General features: G+C 69.8%; 12 protein-coding genes. 7 read left to right on the top strand and 5 right to left on the bottom strand.

All coding sequences use genetic code 11. The features are described from left to right. Nucleotides 1-155: 155 nt before the first annotated feature. Both ACWPN3_RS07915 and ACWPN3_RS07910 read right to left on the bottom strand, forming a co-directional pair. Nucleotides 156-2762, bottom strand: coding sequence for a right-handed parallel beta-helix repeat-containing protein (locus ACWPN3_RS07915; RefSeq protein WP_492261220.1), 2607 nt, complete (start codon nt 2760-2762; stop codon nt 156-158). 189 nt (nt 2763-2951) lie between these two features. After that, nucleotides 2952-4004 carry a M23 family metallopeptidase gene (locus ACWPN3_RS07910; RefSeq protein WP_492243634.1) on the bottom strand — a complete coding sequence of 351 codons (1053 nt, stop codon included), beginning with the start codon at nt 4002-4004 and terminating at the stop codon, nt 2952-2954. A 29-nt stretch (nt 4005-4033) separates the two neighbouring features. On the opposite strand from ACWPN3_RS07910, the gene ACWPN3_RS07905 reads away from it, so the two are divergent. The 3 genes from ACWPN3_RS07905 to ACWPN3_RS07895 all read left to right on the top strand — a co-directional run bounded on the left by ACWPN3_RS07905 (nt 4034) and on the right by ACWPN3_RS07895 (nt 6333). Then, nucleotides 4034-4387, top strand: a complete 354-nt coding sequence (locus ACWPN3_RS07905) for a type II toxin-antitoxin system RelE family toxin (protein WP_492243635.1) — start codon at nt 4034-4036, stop codon at nt 4385-4387. Beyond that, the gene (locus ACWPN3_RS07900) at nt 4380-4748 is read left to right on the top strand and encodes a helix-turn-helix domain-containing protein (protein WP_109095206.1); all 369 of its coding nucleotides are present in this window, start codon (nt 4380-4382) and stop codon (nt 4746-4748) included. Before ACWPN3_RS07905 ends, ACWPN3_RS07900 begins: the two co-directional genes overlap by 8 nt. Nucleotides 4749-4893: 145 nt before the next feature. Continuing rightward, nucleotides 4894-6333 (top strand): carbohydrate-binding domain-containing protein, encoded by a 1440-nt coding sequence (locus ACWPN3_RS07895; protein ID WP_492243636.1) that lies wholly within the window; start codon nt 4894-4896, stop codon nt 6331-6333. Nucleotides 6334-6401: 68 nt separating this feature from the next. Here ACWPN3_RS07895 and ACWPN3_RS07890 read toward each other — a convergent pair whose 3' ends face one another. Together ACWPN3_RS07890 and ACWPN3_RS07885 are read right to left on the bottom strand one after the other, a co-directional pair. Beyond that, nucleotides 6402-7916, bottom strand: coding sequence for an HlyD family type I secretion periplasmic adaptor subunit (locus ACWPN3_RS07890; protein WP_109095277.1), 1515 nt, complete (start codon nt 7914-7916; stop codon nt 6402-6404). A gap of 16 nt (nt 7917-7932) precedes the next feature. Then, on the bottom strand, nt 7933-10224 hold the full coding sequence (locus tag ACWPN3_RS07885) for a type I secretion system permease/ATPase (protein WP_492243637.1): 2292 nt from the start codon (nt 10222-10224) through the stop codon (nt 7933-7935). A 288-nt stretch (nt 10225-10512) separates the two neighbouring features. Between ACWPN3_RS07885 and ACWPN3_RS07880 the strand changes: the two genes are divergently transcribed. The 3 genes from ACWPN3_RS07880 (at nt 10513) to ACWPN3_RS07870 (ending at nt 14403) form a co-directional block, all read left to right on the top strand. Beyond that, entirely contained in the window at nt 10513-11505 is a 993-nt protein-coding gene (locus ACWPN3_RS07880) for a hypothetical protein (protein WP_492243638.1), read from the top strand. Between the two features lie 223 nt (nt 11506-11728). Next, nucleotides 11729-12985 (top strand): arabinose transporter, encoded by a 1257-nt coding sequence (locus ACWPN3_RS07875; RefSeq protein ID WP_492243639.1) that lies wholly within the window; start codon nt 11729-11731, stop codon nt 12983-12985. A 179-nt stretch (nt 12986-13164) separates the two neighbouring features. Next, entirely contained in the window at nt 13165-14403 is a 1239-nt protein-coding gene (locus tag ACWPN3_RS07870; RefSeq protein ID WP_492243640.1) for a glycosyltransferase, read from the top strand. A 28-nt stretch (nt 14404-14431) separates the two neighbouring features. Here the strand turns inward: ACWPN3_RS07870 and ACWPN3_RS07865 are convergent, their stop codons facing one another. Then, entirely contained in the window at nt 14432-15868 is a 1437-nt protein-coding gene (locus ACWPN3_RS07865; protein ID WP_492261250.1) for an Ig-like domain-containing protein, read from the bottom strand. Between ACWPN3_RS07865 and ACWPN3_RS07860 the strand changes: the two genes are divergently transcribed. Beyond that, complete coding sequence (locus tag ACWPN3_RS07860) at nt 15762-16088, top strand: hypothetical protein (protein WP_492261219.1); 327 nt, start codon at nt 15762-15764, stop codon at nt 16086-16088. The two genes, ACWPN3_RS07865 and ACWPN3_RS07860, sit on opposite strands and share 107 nt — an antisense overlap.

The following is a 16088-nucleotide window of genomic DNA, read 5'->3' as shown; positions in this document are numbered from 1 at the left end:
CTGTATAACCTTGGCAACCATGTTATCCCCCCACGAAAGGATGTATCCGTGGAAGGATAACGTCGTTACCGGCTAATAATTAATTAATTCCTGCAATCTGCGGTAAACGCCCCTCTCGGTCGAAGGGTGCCCCGGACCGATGATGCCGTGCATGCTCACCCCATTCCGGCGGCGGCCAGCATGGCGCTGTCCGGCAACAGGCCCGCCGCCGCCGCGCGCGCGGGAGCAGGGCTCAGCGCCCGGCCTTCCAACCGGCCGTTCAGGATGTAGTGCCGCATCGCCGCCGTCAGGTCGCCGCCGGTGGCCGCCGCCACGTCGGCGTTGGCCGCCAGATAGGCCGAGGCGTCGAAGCCGGTGCTCCGCCCCTCCGTCCGGCCGCTGCCCAGGTAATGCAGGTCGGCCCGGGTGGTGTCGGTGCCGAAGGCGGCGGCGAGGTCGGCATTGGCCGCCAGATAGGACAGCGGGTTGAAGCTGACCGTCCGCCCCTCCGCCCGGCCGCTGCCGATGTAATGCATCGCCGCCGCCGTCCGGTCGGTGCCGAGGGCGGCCGTCAGGTCGCCATAGGAGGCGATGTAGGCCAGCGGATCGAAACTCACGGCTCGCCCCTCCGCCCGGCCACTGCCGATGTAATGGGCGGCTCCGGCATCGCCGTTGGCACCGAAGATCGCCGACAGGTCGCCGTAGGAGGCGATGTAGGCGAGCGGGTCGAAACTCACGCTCCGGCCTTCCGCCCGTCCGCTGGCCGCGTAATGCGCCGCACCGGCGGCGGCGTTGGCGCCGAAGGCGGCCGACAGGTCGGCATAGGAGGCGATGTAGGCCAGCGGCGAGAAGGCCGGCCCGGCCGCGGCGGCGGGGGTGTTGCCCGTGCCGGTCGCCGGGGCGGTCCCGCTTCCCGATCCTCCACCGGCGCCGGGGCTGGGAATCCCCGGCACGGTCAGTGGAGCGAAGCCCATCCGGCCCCAATCCAGGTCATGGATGCCCAGCGCTGCCGCAGCACCGCTGCCCAGCCGGAAATCGCCGGCCGCCGGGTTGGCGAACAGGCCGGACGACAGGGTGTCGCCGCCGTTCAGCCCGCGGATGCCCTGCAGCAGGTTGCCGCTGACGGTGTAGGAGCCGGGGGTCCAGAACTCCCAGTAATCCGTCCCGGTGGAGGAGGAGATGACGTTGCCGGTCACCCGGTTGTTGCTGAGCAGCCCGATGGTGCCGGCGCTCGGCACCCATTCCAGCCGGATGAAGCGTTCGCGCGGGTTGGACAGGGTGGCGAAGTTGTTGGTGACGGTGTTGGAATCGCCGCCATGGATGAAGACGCTGGCCCAGCCGGTGTTCTGGATGAAATTGTCCTGGACGGTGACGCCGTTGGCCATGTCGTCCAGATAGATGCCGAAGCTCTTCTGGCGGTCGAGCCAGCCCGACCCGTCGGTCGCAAGCCCGCCGACGTTGCGGATGTCGTTGCCGCGGATGACCGTGCGGGTGTCGACGTTGGACCGGCCCAGCATCTCGATGGCGCCGCCGTCGGCGGTCTCGGTCATCGTGTTGTAGAGGCGGTTGTATTCCACCACCGTGTCGGTGTTGACGGTGGCGCCGTCCCAGTTCTTGATCGAGATGCCGTAGCGCGTGCTGTTGCGGATGTCGTTGCCGGAGATCAGCGTGCCGCTGGTGCCGTAGAGCTGGATGCCGGCGACGTCCTTCAGCACTTCGCCGATGCCGTCCATGCTGTTGGCGCTGATGCGGTTGCCGTTGCTGCCATAGGTGACCTTGATGCCGCTGGCTCCCAGATGCTCCATCCGGTTGGCTTCGATGGCGTTGGCCGACGATCCGGTCAGCGTCATCGCGGTGCCGACATTGACGAAGCGGTTGCCGGCGACGCTGTTGCCCGACGCGTTGGTCAGCGTCAGGGCCGAGCCGTCCCACGTCGTGTCGGCGAAGGTCAGCCCCTGGAGGGTGACGCCGCTCGCCCCGTTCAGCGAGATGAGCGTTCCCAGCCGCGCCACCACGGCACCCTGGCTCAGCAGGGCGCCGGGGTCCTGCGGCTTCACCACCAGCCGGCCGGTCTCGGCGCTCCAGGCGAATTCGCCGGCATCGCGGATGAAGGCGTCGTCGTTCAGCAGGCGGTAGGTGCCGCCGCTGCGCAGGGCGTATTTCGCCGCTTGCGTGAAATTGACGGTCCGGCTGCCGGCATCGATGGAGGCGACGCCGACGATGTTGTCGGACAGCCGCTCTGTGTCGAAGGTCTGGACCATCGTGCCGGGCTGCACACCGGCGGCCAGCACCGCCGCCATCGCCCCGTCGCCGGCGCCGATGCGCAGGCTGGTCCTGCTGGCGCCGCCGGCCGCCGCCTCCAGCACCGACCAGCCGGACTTGGCATCGCCGGCATTCCAGTCGCCGGTCTGCGCCACCTTCTGCCGCACCCCGCCGATGGAGAGGTCGAGGCCGGTCGCAGACGTTGCCGCGGCATAGAGCCCGCCGCCGATGGCGGTGAAGCCGCCGACCCGCTCGCCGCCGCTGAAGACCGGCGTCTCGCCCGGAAAGGCCATGATGCGCACGCCGTTGTCGGCCGCGGTCAGCGTCACCGTGCGGGCCATGGCATAGCTGCCGCCGCGCACATAGGTGTCGCGGATGCCGGTCGCCCGCATCGCGCTCTGCGCGCGTTCCAGCGTGGCGAAGGGACCGTCGGTGCCGTCGGCGTTGGGTGCCGCCAAACGCCCCGACCAGGAATCGTTGCCGTTGGTCGCGACGTAGAAAGCCTGCTGAGTGTCTGTCATTGCCGGATTGCCTTGCCGATACCGGGCAATCTCACGGCAGAAACACTTAATAAGGAGGTAGCCTCATCCTTTCGGAGATACTCTTTCGTACGAAAACGCGGTGTTCATTTCGTGACAAATGGCCGCGCCGCCGCAGTTGTCACTTGCCTTGTCTTTTTCGGTGTCTGCGCCGGACTTTACTCAACCCGGTCAGCGCAGCTCGACCCTCCGCTCCTCCCGCAGCACCGTTTCTTCGCCATGGCTCAGCGTCACCGTCACCCGGTAGGAGCCGGTCGCCCAGGGGGCAGGGGCGGGTTTCTTCACTTCGGTGCCGAAGAAGAGGACGGCCAGCGGACGCGGCACCGCGCCCTCTTTGCGGAACAGGCGGCGGCCGTCTGGGCCGGTCACCTCCAGCGTCACCCGGTCGCCCTGCCGCCCGCCCATCAGCTCCGTCCACACACCCAGCACGGGCGCGTCGACCGGCACAGGCTTGCCGCCATAACCGCCGTTCCGGGCCACCTCCGCCTTCGGCGCCTCGGGCGCCAGACCGGCGCCGAGCACGGCGCTCGGCCGGTAGGCGAGCGTCCGGCGCGCCTCGGCGCTCCACAGCGTGCCCGACGGCACCGGCGCGGCGCCCTGATCGGCGGTGCAGGCCGGCGCCTCCGCGGCCCCGACCTCCTTGCCGGTATAGGGGTCGAGGGTGCGGCCGTCATGGCGGATGCCGAAATCGACATGGGGGAATTCGGTGTTGCCGGACAGCCCGACCTGGGCCAGCGGCGTGCCGGCCTCCACCCGGTCGCCCGGCTTGACCGCGATGCTGCCGCGTTTCAGGTGGCTGTACTGGGTCTCCCAGCCATTGCCGTGGTCGACCACCACCGCATTGCCAGCCTCGCGCCCGGCCGGCGCGCCGCCGCTCTGGCGGATGCTGACGTCGTCCATCCCGTCGCGCACGCGCGCCACCGTTCCGGGAGCGGCAGCCACCACCGCCACCCCGCGCCGCATCGCCTCCAGATCGGGCAGCCGGAAATCGGTCCCCTTGTGCCCGTCATAGGTCAGCCGCCCGCAGGCGAAATCCCGCATCCCCGGCCCCGGATCGGCATCGACGTAATTCTGGACGAAGCAGTCCGTCCCGATCCGGCAGCGCACCGGAACCTCCAGCGCCGGTGCCCCGGCGGGAGCGGTGGGGGGAGACTCGGCGAAGGCCGCCGATGGCAGCAAGGCCAGGGCGGCAAGACCCCAGCGGTAATGGACCGGCACCCTCATCCATCCCCCTCGCACAATACGGCTCCCTCTTGCTTGATCGCATCCAACAGGTGGGATGGCTGAGGACATGGGCCAATCTCTGCCGGCTTGCCATTGCAATGTACATTACAAAAAGCAATAATTCTGCCATGCACACGATCAGATACACTGCCGCGGCCTTGAAGGCTTTGCGCCGGATACCGCGCAACGTCGCGGATCTGATCCGTCAAAAAGTGCAGGACGTGGCGGCGGACCCAGCGACAGCCCGAAACGTGAAGAAGCTCAAGGGCCGCGACGGCTACCGGCTGCGCGTCGGAGACTGGCGGGTCGTCTACGACATCGAGGATGGGGTTCTGGTGTTGATCGTGATCGATGTTGGACCGAGAGGAGGCATCTATGACTAGCCCGGCGCAGATCATCCGCGACGGCAACGGCAAAGCCGCCTTCGCCGTGCTGCCGATTGCCGAATATGAACGCCTGCTGGAGGCCGCCGACGAAGCCGCCGCGATCCAGGCTTACGATGCCTACCGGCATTCCTCACCGGAAACTTTTCCCGACGAGGTCGCGGAACGACTGCTCGAGGGAGAGCACCCTGTGAAAGTGTTCCGCGACCACCGCGGCCTGACGCAGACCCAACTCGCCGAAGCCGCCGGCCTCAAGCAGTCCTACGTCTCGCAGATCGAGGCCGGCACGCGGAAGGGCTCGGTAGACGCCTTGAAGCGCATCGCCGAAGCGCTACGCGTGGAGTTGGACGACCTGACCTGATCTCCATGCGCCCCCTATGCGCCGTCGCATAAGGGGCACCACGCCCGAAATCCGCCCCGTCCTTATCATCCGAAGGCCACATCGTCAGCCCGCATACTCCGCCCCGCATCTTCATCGACGACGGCAGCAGGACGGGACCGACAGCATGGCGAACAGCACCTATACCGGCCGGGGCGAGACGGTCGTCGTCATCGACAGCGGCTGGTCGCCGACCTGGGAATCCGCGTCGCGCATCGTCTATCAGCACGACTACGCCAACAACGACGCCGATGCGCGCAACCCCAACGCCGACACCCATGGCGCCCTGGTGACCTCCAGCATCCTGTCGCAGGCGCCGGACCTCAACATCGTCGCGCTGAAGGTGATCCCGGACGGCACCTCAACCGCGTCGGGGGCGGCGATCGAGCAGGCGCTGCAATGGGTCGTGGCCCATGCGTCGGACTACAACGTCGTCGGCGTCAACCTGTCCCTGGCCGGCGGCTCCGCCGCGTCGGAGATGACGACCCTGCTGTCGGACGAGTTGGCGAGCCTCGCCGCCAAGCGGGTGCTGGTGTCGGCCGCCGCCGGCAATGCCGGGCAGAACGGGACGGCGACCGACGTGTCCTATTTCGCCGCCGACCACAACACGATCTGCGTCAGCGCGTCGGGCGGCGACGGCACCATGCCGGGCTGGGCCCAGCGCAATCCGGGCATCACCGACCTCTGCGCCGACGGCACCGACATCCGGCTGACCGATCTGGCCGGGCGGACGGTGACGGCCAACGGCTCCTCCTTCTCGGCCCCTTCGGTGACCGCCGCGGTGGCGCTCGCCCAGCAGGAGGCCATCGCGCTGCGCGGCAGCGCCCTGACCCAGGACGAGTTCCTGTCGCTGGCGAAGCAGACCGGCACGCCGATCGCCGGCACCGGCTACACCGACCTCAACACCCAGGCGCTGCTGGCGAAGATCGGCCAGCTCTATGGCACGACGGCGACGCCGACGGTACCGGATCCCGGAACCGGCGCCCCCGCCACCACCACGGCCGCCATCCTGGTCAACGCCAAGGGCACCGCGGCGGCCGGCGTGAATGCCCATTTCACCCTGCTGGTCGACGGCCATGCGGTCGGCAGCGCCACGGTGGGTGCTGCGGCCAAGAACTACGCCTTCACCGCCACCGTGTCGGCCGACAGCGCCCACACGGTGCAGATCCAGTACGACAATGACGGCTTCTCCGGCGGCCAGGACCGCAACCTGTTCGTCAACAGCGTCAGCGTCAACGGCCACGGCTATGCCGCCACCGACGCCGCGGTGACCTACGACAAGGGCGCGCTCGACGGGCACGACGTGGTCAAGGGCCAGAGCGGGATGTGGTGGAACGGCACGCTGGTGGTCGCCGCCGACAAGAGCCTGTTCGGGGTGCAGGCCCCCGCGCAGGCGCAGGTGGCGGAGCTTCAGGCCGGCGACCTGCTGGGTCACGCCGTGTCGGCCGATGCGGCCACGCCGGTGGCAGCCGACGGCGCCGGCTGGACGCCGGAACTGCTCCCGGCCTTCGAGTATGCCGGCCACGGCCTGCACGCCTGGTACGACACGCACGACATGGCGGTGTAAGGAGCCGAGACCGGAGCGTATCCCCTCTCCCCGGGAGGGAGAGGGGGATCCCCGAGAAGGCACACATCTCACCGCTCGTGCATGGCCTCCTGGGCGCTGCGCGACAGGGGGGAGAGCAGATAGTCGGCGATGCGGCGGCGGCCGGTCTTGATCTCGGCACTGACCGTCATGCCCGGCTGCAACCGCGTCTGCTTGCCGTCCACCTCCAGCGTGTCGCGGTCCAGCGCGATGCGGGCGGCATAGACCGATCCCGCTTCCGGCGTCTTCGCCGTGCTCTTGTCCGTCCCCTTGTCGGCCTGCTGCTGCTGTTGCACGGCGTCGCTGGACAGCGAGGCGACGCGGCCGGGGATCAGCCCGTATTTGGTGAAGGAGAAGGCCTCCACCTTCACCTCGGCCACCTGTCCGGTCTGGACGAAGCCGATGTCCTTGTTGGGGATGAAGGCCTCGACCTCCAGCCGGCTGTCCTCCGGCACGATGACCATCACCGGCTGGGCGGTGGTCACGACACCGCCCACCGTGTGCACGGCCAGCTGCTGGACATAGCCGTCCACCGGTGCCGTCAGCCGCAGGAGGTCGACCTGCTGCTCGGCCTTGGCCAGCTCCTGCTCCAGCGAGGCGGCCTTGCGCTCGGCCTCGGCGAGGTTGGTGTAGAGCTGGCGGCGGAACTCGGCCTCGGTCTGGCGGCGCTGCTCGGCGGTGGCGGCGATGGAGGCGTCGGACTCCGTCAGCTTGATCTTCTGGACCAGAAGCTCCTGCTCCTGCCCGACCAGATCCTGCTGGAGCTGGAGATACTGGAAGCGGGACGAGGTGCCGCGCTTCGACAGGTCGTACAGCGCCTCCGCCCGCTCGCGGATCAGCGGCAGGGTGGCGTTCAGCTTGGCGATGGTCTGCACCACGGTGGCGCGGTCGGCCTCGCGCCGGGCCTGCTCGCGGTCGAGTGCGGCCAGCTTGGCGCGCTGCTCGGCGATCTGGCTGGCGAGGAGCTGGCCCTGCATCCGCGCCAGTTCAGGCGACAGGCCGGCCGGGGCGGCGAATTCGGCGTTTGGGTTGCCGTTCACCACCTCCAGCGCCGCCCGCAGCCGCGCCGCCTCAGCCCGCGCCGCCGACAGGTCGGAGCGGATGCGGCCCCGGTCGGCCACCGCCTCGGTCGGGTCGAGTTCGATCAGGGTCTGGCCGGCCTTGACCAGCTGGCCGTCCTCCACGGCGATGGCGCGGACGACGCCGGTCTGCATCGGCTGGATGGTCTTGGTCCGGCCGCTCGGCACCACCCGGCCCTGCGCCACCGCCACCACGTCGACATGGCCGAACCAGGCCCAGGCGCAGGCGGCGGTGAAGGCCAGCATGATCACCGCGGTGAAGGTGCGCGCGGTGGGGGAGGGCGGACGCTCCAGGATCTCCAGCGCGTCGGGCAGGAAATCCATCTCGTCGCGGCGGCGCTTCTGCAGCCGGCCCTGGGGTTTGGTCGGCGGACGCGGGCCGCCGGGCGTGCCCGGCGCGTTGGCGGGCGGCTTGATGCCGGGAGGGGTGGAAAGAGGGGCTGTTCCGGCAGGGGTGGTCTGCACCGCGGCGGTCGTCTTGCTCATGGCGTTCATTCCCCCGTTAGCCCGCGGCACGCTGTTCGATCAGCCCGTCGGCGGGCGGCGGGTTCGCACCCGGCAGCTGCCCCATCTGGCCCCGGAACAGCGTGGCGTAACGCCCGCCGCGGCGCAGAAGCTCGTCGGGCGCACCGTCCTCGACGATGCGGCCGCGCTCCACCGTGACGATGCGGTCGGCGATGGCGACGGTGGACAGGCGGTGGGCGATGATCAGCACGGTGCGGCCGGCGCAGATGCGGCGCATGTTGGCCTGGATGATCCGTTCCGATTCATGGTCGAGCGCCGAGGTCGCCTCGTCGAAGATCAGGATGCGCGGGTTGGTGACGAGCGCGCGGGCGATGGCGATGCGCTGCCGCTGCCCGCCGGACAGGCTGGCACCGCGCTCCCCCACCACCGTGTCGTAGCCGTCGGGCAGCTCGACGACGAAGTCGTGGGCGCCGGCCAGCTTGGCCGCGGCGACGACGCGGGCCATGTCCATGGTCGGATCGGTCAGCGCGATGTTCTCGCGGATGGTGCCCGAGAACAGGACATTGTCCTGGAGGACGACGCCGATCTGCCGGCGCAGCCACACCGCGTCGGCGGTGGAGAGGTCGGTGCCGTCGACCATCACCCGCCCGCGCTCCGGCACATGGAAGCGCTGGAGCAGCTTGGCCAGCGTGCTCTTGCCCGAGCCGGACGTGCCGACGATGCCGACCACCTGCCCCGCCGGGACATGCAGCGACACGTCGCTCAGCGTCTCCGGCCCGTCATGGCGGTAGCGGAAGGTGACGTGGTCGAAACTCAGGTCGCCCTTGATCGCCGGCATGGCGGCGCGGCCGGCGCTCTGCAGCGGTTCGGGTGCGGTGTTCAGGATGTCGCCGATGCGGTGCATCGACAGCCGCACCTGCTGGAAGTCCTGCCAGAGCTGGGCAATGCGCAGCACCGGTTGGACGACGCGGCCGGCGAACATGTTGAAGGCCACCAGCTCGCCCACCGTCAGGCTGCCCTCGATCACCAGCTTCGCCCCCAGCCACAGCACCAGCATGGTCGAGATCTTGGAGACGAACTGCACCGACTGGCTGGCGACGTTGTTCAGGTTGCCGGCGCGGAAACCGGCGCGGACATAGCCCGAGAGCTGGTCCTCCCAGCGGCGCTGCATGCGCGGCTCGACCGCCATGGCCTTGACCGTTTCGATGCTCGACACCGTCTCGACCAGGAAGCTGTGGTTCTCGGCGCCGCGGGCGAACTTCTCGTCCAGCCGGCGGCGCAGGATCGGCGTCGCCACCAGGCTGATGGCGACATAGACGGGGAAGGAGGCCGCGACGATCGCCGTCAGCATCGGGCTGTAGACCAGCATGACGCCCAGGAAGACCACGGTGAACAGCAGGTCCAGCACCAGCGTGATGGTGGAGCTGGTCATGAAGTTGCGGATCGTCTCCAGCTCGCGCACCCGGGCGACGCTGTCGCCGACCCGGCGCGAGGCGAAATAGCCCATGGGGAGCGACAGCAGCCGCTGGTACAGCTTGGCCCCCAGCTCCACGTCCAGCCGGTTGGCGGTGTGGGCGAAGGTGTAGGTGCGCAGGCCGCCCAGCACCGCCTCGAACAGGATGACGGCCAGCATGCCGGCCATCAGCACGTCGAGCGTGCCCAGGCTGCGGTGCACCACCACCTTGTCGACCACCACCTGGAAGAACAGCGGCGTCACCAGCGCGAACAGCTGGATGAAGAAGGAGGCGAGCAGAACCTCGCCCAGGATGCCGCGGTATTTCCAGGCGACCGCGCCGAACCAGCGGGCGTCGAAACGCGGCTGGCCCATGCCCATCGTGCCCTTGCGGCCCAGGCAGATCAGCCGGCCGGTCCACAGCGGCTCGAACCCCTCGCGGTCGAGGATGCGGGTCTGGTTGGTCGCCGCGTCATGCACCAGCACGCGGTCGCCGCCGGCCTTGGCCAGCACCAGGAAGCCGCCGTCCGGGCCGGGGACCAGCGCCGGCAGCGGCGTGCGCTCCAGCCGTTCCCATTTGGTCTTCACCACCCGGGCCTTGGCGCCCAGCCGGTGGGCCTGGCGGACCAGCCCGGTCAGGTCGGGGGATTCGCCGCCGCAGGCATGGCGCACGCCGTCGTAATCGGCCGGAATGCCCAGGATGCGCAGCGCCGACACCAGCCCGGCAATGCCGGGATCGAGACGGGGCCCAGGGTTGGAGCCGGGGTTGGGGCCGGTATTGAGACCGGGGCTTGGACCTGCCTGGGCTCCAGGGGGAGGAGGGGAGGAGGGGTCCCGCGCCGGATCGGCCGGCGACCCGTCTCGCATCTGTTCCATGAAGGCTTCCCGGTTCCGAAACTCTAAGGGGTGCCGCCGGACGGCTGCGGCCAACCGAAGGTGAGGATCGCGTCCCCGCGCGGCCACCCGAACGATGGGGTACCCCGCATCGTCGGTGTGCGAAGGGAGGGAGCCGAAGGGCGGCCAGGCGCTCTTCCGGGGTTTCCCCGATGGTCCGCCTCGACAGGCTGCTTTTTCTAGACCCGGTGCGGTGCTTGGGAGTAGGCATGCAGGACAGCCGGGCCAGCGGGACCGGCGCCGTTTTCCCTACACCGGACAAAAGCCGCCTTGTCGCCAATTCCCCAGCTCCTGCGCCTTCTGATCCTGCTGCTGACGCCCTTCTGGCTGTCGCTGGCGGTGGAGGGGCTGGGCCTGTACGGGTCGATGCCGTCGCTGCTGTCCAGCTGGCGCCGCCCCGCGGACGTGGACACCGCCACGGCGCAGCCGACCGGCTGGCGGGAACGCGCCTATCTGGCCGCCAATCCCGACGTCGCCGCCGCCGTCCGCAGCGGGCAGCTCTCCAGCGGCTACGCCCACTATGTCCAGCAGGGCCGCGCGGAAGGCCGCCGCGGCGGCTTCGTGGAGCAGGTCAGGAAGCCGGCGGAGGCGCAGCCCGCCGCAAGCCAGCCGGCAGAGGCGCCGCCGTCGGCGCAAACGGCTGCTCCCGTTCAGGTGGCTCCGGCCCCTGCCCCCGTTCCTGCCCCCTCTCCCGCCTCCGTCCCGGCTGCCCCGCTGCCGGCGGCGAAGCCCGAACCGCAGGACGCCGCCCCCGCTCCGCGGACGGAGCCGGCGGTGGAAATCCTGCGCCCCGGCGTCAAGCCGGTCCCCGACGCGCCGGCCCGGCCGGCCGGCATCCAGACCGTGGCAAGCACCGCGGCCCCCCGCACCGTGGAGCGCATCCGCACCGCCAACGGCGGCGACGGGCTGCGCGTCGTGATGGATTTCGACCAGGAACCGCGCTTCGAAACGCCGGTGCGCCGCCCCGACGGCCGGCTGGAGCTGACGCTTCCCGGCACCCAGTGGCAGGCCCCGGCGGCGGGCCGCCTGCCGGCGACGGCGCTGGGCTACCGGGCGGAGCGCACCGGCAGCGGCACCCGCCTGCTGTTCAGCGACGAGGATGGCGGAAGCGACGGCAGGGGAGATGGCAGGGGGGATGGCAAGGGCGAAGCGGTCCGGCTTCTCGCCGTCTCCACCCTGGCCCCCGACAAGGACCGAGGCCACCGTCTGGTGATCGATCTGATGCTACCCTCCACGGCGAAGGCCGACCGCAAGAGCCGCTGAAACACCCGCTGGGCGGGCTGTGCCGATGGCGCTTGGCCGCGGCCATACCCCCATTGCCTTCGGGGTTGTGCTGCTTGACCGGATCGGTTAGCTGTCTGTCAGTCGTCAGTCACACTGGCCGTAAGCGTTCAACGTCAACCAACGCACTCAACGATCCCCAGCGGTCGGAGTGCGTTCGCTTGTCCGGAACGCGCGTCGACCGCGGACCAGTGTGGAGCACACCATGCGTCCCCAGCCGACATACGATCCGGCACGCGGCCAGCCGCAAAATCCCTCGCACGACACATCGCCGGACCGGTCCCAGGCCCGCCTGTTCGTCCTGGCCGCCATCCTGTTCGTCTCCTATCTCTGCGTCGCCATTTCCCTTCCGGTGACGCCGCTGTTCGTGACCCAGACCCTGGGACTGGGCAATTTCTGGGCTGGGCTGGGCGTCGGCAGCGCCTTCCTCGCCACCATCCTCACCCGCAGCTTCGCCGGCAATTTCGTGGACGGCGGCGGCGCCAAGCCGGCGGTCGCCCGCGGACTGGCGCTCTACATCGCCGGCGGGCTGGTCTCGCTCGGCGCCGGCATGCTGCCGCACCTGCCTTGGGCCGGCCCCTGGACGGCGTTCGCCGTGCTGGTGGCCGGGCGCCTGCTGATCGGGCTGGGCGAGAGCCTCGTCGGCGTCGGCGTGATCGCCTGGGGGATCGGCATCGTCGGGCCACAGCGCTCGGGCAAGGTGCTGGCCCTGGTCGGGGCGGCGCTCTATGGCGCCTTCGCAGCGGGCGGGCCGCTGGGTCTCTTGCTGCTGGACGGCATCGGCTTCGCCGGCACCATGGCGATCGGCGCCCTGCTGCCGGCGCTGGGGCTGCTGGCGCTCCGCCCGATGACGGGGGTCGCGGCGCATCCCGGCGCGAAGCGCCCGCCCTTCCGCAGCGTGCTCGGCCGGATCTGGCTGCACGGCGCCGTCGTCAGCCTGCAAGGCATCGGCTTCGCCGCCATCGGCGCCTTCTTCTCGCTGCACTTCGTCCATGAATCCTGGCCGTTCGCCGGGCTCGGCCTGACCGCCTTCGGGGTCGGCTTCGTCCTTGTCCGCTTCGCCTTCGGCCATCTGCCGGACCGCATCGGCGGCCTGCCGGTGGCGATGGGATCGCTGGCGGTCGAGGCGGTCGGCCAGCTGCTGGTCTGGAGCGCCGGCGACCCCACGCTGGCCCTGGTCGGCGCCTTCCTGACCGGGCTCGGCTGCTCCCTGGTCTTTCCCGCCATGGGCCGGGAGGTGGTGCATCTGGTGCAGCCGCATCTGCGGGCGACGGCGCTCGGCGCCTTCGCCGCCTTCCAGGACGTGGCCTATGGCCTGACCGGCCCGGTGGCCGGGCTGCTCGCCGACCGGGCCGGCTACGGCAGCGTCTTCCTGCTGGGCGGGGCCGCGGCGGCGGTCGGCTTCCTGACCGCGCTCCATATGCGCCGGACCCTGGTCGCCGCCGGCCCCCCGCCGGCCTGAAAACGCCGGCTTGAAAAGGCCGTGTCTGGTCGCGCGAAACCGGATCCATCCAGAAGCGTGGGAGGCGGAATTTATCAGCACTTCACATCGAATGCGGGAAATTCCGGCGGGGACTTGCCGCTGCCCCGTGGCATGATCGCCCCCTTCGCAGCCTTTTCCGCCGGACCGTGACGCCCTCCATGAAGATCCTGTTCATCCATCCCAGCTTTCCCGGCCAATTCAAGGCTCTGGCCCCGAGCCTGGTGCGGCGCGGACACACGGTGCATGCCCTGAGCCGGACGATGGAGGTGCCGTCCGGCTGGGGCGGGATCACCGTGGCCGCTTACGCACCGTCACGGGCGCCGGCCTTTGGCGTCCATCCCTGGGCCACCGAATTCGAAATCAACACGATCCATGGCGAGGCCCTGTTCCAACGGGCGCTGACGATGAAGGCGGAGGGCTATGGTCCCGACGTGATCGTCGCCCATCCCGGCTGGGGCGACAGCCTGTTCGTGAAGGACGTCTGGCCGCAGGCCCGGCTCGGCATCTATTGCGAATTCTATTACCGAATGGAGGGCGCGGATGTCGGCTTCGATCCCGAATTCCCGTCGCAGGATGTCGGCGAGCCGTGCCGCCTGCGCCTGAGAAACGCCATAAACCTGCTCCAGTTCGAGACCGCCGACGCCGGCCTGTCTCCCACCCGCTGGCAGGCGGACAGCTTTCCCCGTATTTTCCGCGACCGCATCACCGTGGTGCATGACGGCATCGACACCGGGACGGTGACCCCGAACCCCGATGCCCAGGCCATCCTGAACGGCACCCTCACGCTGACGCGGGCGGACGAGGTGGTGACCTTCGTCAACCGGAGCCTGGAGCCCTATCGCGGCTATCACAGCTTCATGCGTGCCCTGCCGCGGCTGCTGGCCCAGCGCCCCCGGGCCCATGTGCTGATCGTCGGCGGGGCCGGCACCTCCTATGGGGTGCCGCCGCCGTCTGGAAGCTGGCGGGACATCTTCATCGAGGAGGTGCGCGGCTCCATTCCGGACGCCGACTGGGCACGGGTGTTCTTCCTGGGCAACCTCCCCTACGACCACTTCATTCCTCTGCTCCAGCTTTCCTCCGTCCACGTCTATCTCTCCTACCCCTTCGTGCTGAGCTGGAGCCTGATGGAGGCGATGAGCGCGGGCGCCGCCGTGGTCGCCGGCGATACCGCTCCGATCCGCGAGATCGTCGAGCATGACCGGACGGGGCGGCTGGTGGACTTCTTCGACCATCGCGGACTGGCCGACAGCGTGGCCGATCTGCTGGCGGACCGGGCGGCGCGCGACCGGCTGGGCGCCGAGGCCCGTGCCTTCATCCGCGCCAACCACGATCTGCACAGCGTCTGCCTGCCGCGCCAGTTCGCCTGGATCGATGAATTGGCGGACGGGCGGGGCTAAGGAGCTCCCCCATATATTCATGAAATCATTATATAGAATAATGAATGTAAAACTTGATCATGCCGGTTCTTTTCCGCCTGGACGGGAAGCGCTGAAGCATTCGCGCACCCGCATCGACTGAGACGGAAGGCTCACAAAAAAGAAGGGCGGCTTGCCGCCGCCCTCCATGGTTCCACCCCGATGGGTCCATCCCTTGTCCGCCGGCGACCATGGGCTGCCGGCGGACAGGCGGGAGGGAGGTTACGCGGGAAGCTCCGTCCGCTGCCGGGTGGACAACCCGCCGTCGCCCGCCGCCAGCAGGCCGGACGCCGTGCCCGACGAGGCATCGTGGAAGCCGCCGTCGATGCCCAGCGACTGCGACCCGGTCATCCCGGCCGCCAGCATGGTGACGGCGATGGGCGCCTCTGCGTTGGCCGCTGCCACGGCCTCCGCCGCGGTGGAGGTGCTGCGCTTGATGTAGGCCAGCTCGACCGCGGCGGCGCTGGTGCCGAACTCCGCGGCGATCTCCGGATTGCTCGCCAGATAGGCCGCCGGGTCGAAGGCGGTCAGCGACCGGTTCTCGGCATAGCCGCTCTGGACATAGTGGATCTCGGCCGCCTGGACGTCGGGACCGAAGGCCTGGATCAGGTCCGGGTTGCTGGCGATGTAGCGCAGCGCGTCGAAGCCCTGGGCCGGCCGGCCCTCGGCCTGGCCATGCTCGATGTAGTGGCGGGCGGCGGCATCCGCGTTGGTGCCGAAGGCGACCGCCAGGTCGCGGTTGGCCGCGAGGTAATTGTAGCCGTCGAAGGTCGTGCTCCGACCCTCGGCATAGCCGCTCTCGATGTAATGCCGGGTGCCGGCATCGGCGTTGGCGCCGAAGGCCGCCGACAGGTCCGGGTAGGAGGCGATGTAGGCGAGCCCGCTGAAGTTGGGGTGCCGGCCCTCGGCATAGCCGTGCTCGATGTAATGGCGGGCGGCGGCGTCCGTGTTGGTGCCGAAGGCCGAGATCAACTCGGGATAGGAGGCGGTGTAGGCCAGCGGGTTGAAGCTCACTGTCCGCCCCTCCGCCTGCCCGGCCTGGAGGTAATGCTGGGTCGCGGCGGCGGTGTTGGTGCCGAAGGCGGCGATCAGAATCCGGATAGGAGGCGATGTAGGCGAGGGCGTTGAAGCCGGCCGGCAGGCCGCCGGCGGCCGGCGGGGTGGTGGAGGCGGGATCGGCCGCCGGCACCACCTGCAGGGCGATGCTCTGCGCCGCGACACCGCCATGGCCGTCGGCGACGATGTAGGAGAAGGACCCGGCATCGCCGGCAGCACCGGCGGCGGCCAGGAAGGTCAGCCCCGGCAGGTCGGCCGCCGTCAGGGTCTGGTTCGCCGTCACGGTGCTGCCGTCGGCCATCCGCACGATGCCGCCACCGGGCAGGCCGGCCACCGTCACCGTCAGCGCGTCGCCGTCGATGTCGGCGGGGGCCGCGATGCCGAGCGACACCGCCGTCCGGTCCTGGGCACTCACCGTCTTGTCGGCCTGCACCGTCGGAGCATGGTTGACGGCCGGCTCCACAACGGGATCCACGACGGGATCCGGCGAGGAGGTGACGGGCGGCGGCGGGGGAGGAGGAGGCGGGGGCGGCGAGACGACCGGCGCGGCCTCCACCGTCAGGGCGACGCTCTGGGCCGCCGTGCCGCCATGGCCGTCGGCGACGCTGTAG

Source organism: Azospirillum sp. UENF 111221 (assembly GCF_058780625.1).
This window is presented reverse-complemented; position numbering and strand designations above follow the sequence as displayed.

What these genes read in the sequence shown, in the direction of transcription:
- ACWPN3_RS07915 (WP_492261220.1), bottom strand. Translation starts at nt 2,762, where the DNA reads ATGACAGACACTCAGCAGGCTTTCTACGTCGCGACCAACGGCAACGAT.
- ACWPN3_RS07910 (WP_492243634.1), bottom strand. Translation starts at nt 4,004, where the DNA reads ATGAGGGTGCCGGTCCATTACCGCTGGGGTCTTGCCGCCCTGGCCTTG.
- ACWPN3_RS07900 (WP_109095206.1), top strand. Translation starts at nt 4,380, where the DNA reads ATGACTAGCCCGGCGCAGATCATCCGCGACGGCAACGGCAAAGCCGCC.
- ACWPN3_RS07895 (WP_492243636.1), top strand. Translation starts at nt 4,894, where the DNA reads ATGGCGAACAGCACCTATACCGGCCGGGGCGAGACGGTCGTCGTCATC.
- ACWPN3_RS07890 (WP_109095277.1), bottom strand. Translation starts at nt 7,916, where the DNA reads ATGAGCAAGACGACCGCCGCGGTGCAGACCACCCCTGCCGGAACAGCC.
- ACWPN3_RS07885 (WP_492243637.1), bottom strand. Translation starts at nt 10,224, where the DNA reads ATGGAACAGATGCGAGACGGGTCGCCGGCCGATCCGGCGCGGGACCCC.
- ACWPN3_RS07875 (WP_492243639.1), top strand. Translation starts at nt 11,729, where the DNA reads ATGCGTCCCCAGCCGACATACGATCCGGCACGCGGCCAGCCGCAAAAT.
- ACWPN3_RS07870 (WP_492243640.1), top strand. Translation starts at nt 13,165, where the DNA reads ATGAAGATCCTGTTCATCCATCCCAGCTTTCCCGGCCAATTCAAGGCT.